The organism is Brooklawnia sp. (genome assembly GCF_032229645.1).
Classification (GTDB): domain Bacteria; phylum Actinomycetota; class Actinomycetes; order Propionibacteriales; family Propionibacteriaceae; genus Brooklawnia.
Map to the genome: position 1 here is coordinate 1 of NZ_JAVTWX010000030.1, position 1,425 is coordinate 1,425.

Consider the following 1,425-nt stretch of genomic DNA (forward strand, 5'->3'; position numbering starts at 1 on the left):
TGGCGGAGGATACGAGATTCGAACTCGTGAGGGCGTGAACCCAACCCGCTTTCCAAGCGAGCGCCATAGGCCTCTAGGCGAATCCTCCGTGGGGCATCTTAGTCGCATCCACCAAGCAGATGCCAACCGACGATTGGCCGGCCGCCACTTGTTGAAGGGGTGCAGGCATGCTGAACGCGCTTGAGTGCACCCCAGTTCGTGCTGAACGGGCCAACCGCCGATGAATCGGGCATCTGGGGAGCAACCAAGCGCGTGGTGCCGCCGGTCATGCGGATTCTGGGGTCGCACGCCGCAGCATGGCGCGAACATGGCAACCGGTTCACGCGGCCCCGCGTGCCGATCACACCGATCCGCTCGCATTCCTCCTGGGCCCAAGCGCCTCCGCATAGAATTGTCCTCATCAGGGGTGCCGTCCCTGGTGTGCGAGGAAGCACTGATGAGGAGGGCAATGATGTCTGACAAGTTCGTATCCGAGGGCCGCTGGGTCGTGGGTACCGACGGTTCGCTGCGGGCCGAGAAAGCTGTGATGTGGGCGGCCAAGCATGCCTCGGAGCGCACCACACCCGTTCCGTTGCTGATCATCCACGCGATTCCAGAGTCGCCGATTCCATCACGCGAGGCCGCGGCCGTCGCCCAGAGCGAGGGTCGCTCATACGCTGAAATGGTTCGCGACAAGGCCGAGCGTATCGTCGCGGATGTTGCCGAGCGGGTCCGCGCCGAGTATCCGACGCTACCGGTGGAAACCGCGGTGGTTGAGGGGCATCCTGCCGACCTGCTCGCCGAAGCGGGCAAAGACGCTGACCAGGTCATCGTGGGTGCCCGCGGCGCCGGAGCTCCCGCCTTGGTGAAGATGCTTGGTGGCACCTCCGATTACGTCGTCGCCCAGGCGCAAGGTGCGGTAGCGGTCGTGCCGGATCAGGCCGAAGACCACGACGGCGCTCCGGTTGTGGTCGGCCTCGACGACTCTCCCCAGGGCCACCTGGCGATCGCTCGCGCCTTCCAAGCTGCCTCGTTGCGCGCGGTTCCGCTCATTGCGATCACTGCTTGGGACTACGGTCCGTACGATGCGTTCAATGCTGAGCAGTGGGAATACAGCATCGAAGAGATGAACAAGCTGATGGTGGATGCGGCGACCGAACTGATCGCTGACAAGGTCGCGGAGTTCCCGGACGTCGAAGTCGAGGTCCGCGCGGTGCGCGGTCGTCCGGAAGCCGCGCTCATCGAGGCCTCTCGTAGCGCCGGTCTTGTCGTGATCGGGTCGCGCGGACGAGGCGGTTTCGCCAGGTTGCTGCTCGGCTCGACCAGCCGACATGTGCTGCGCGAGTCCTACTGCCCGGTCGTCATCACCCGTGCGGTGGGCGGTTGGAAGGATCAGCGGGGACGCTCCCTGCTTGATCCCGACGACCGCTTCGATCCCGGTCGGGC

The 1,425-nt window shown here is 65.1% G+C and carries 1 protein-coding gene and 1 tRNA gene; one reads left to right on the plus strand and one right to left on the minus strand.

Annotated features, from left to right (window positions below; translation table 11 throughout):
- A tRNA-Ser gene (locus tag AAFP05_RS01900) sits at positions 1-88 on the minus strand.
- A gap of 363 nt (positions 89-451) precedes the next feature.
- Here AAFP05_RS01900 and AAFP05_RS01905 point away from each other — a divergent pair.
- The coding region (locus AAFP05_RS01905) for a universal stress protein (protein ID WP_341728161.1) at positions 452-1,425 on the plus strand (974 nt) is incomplete at its 3' end.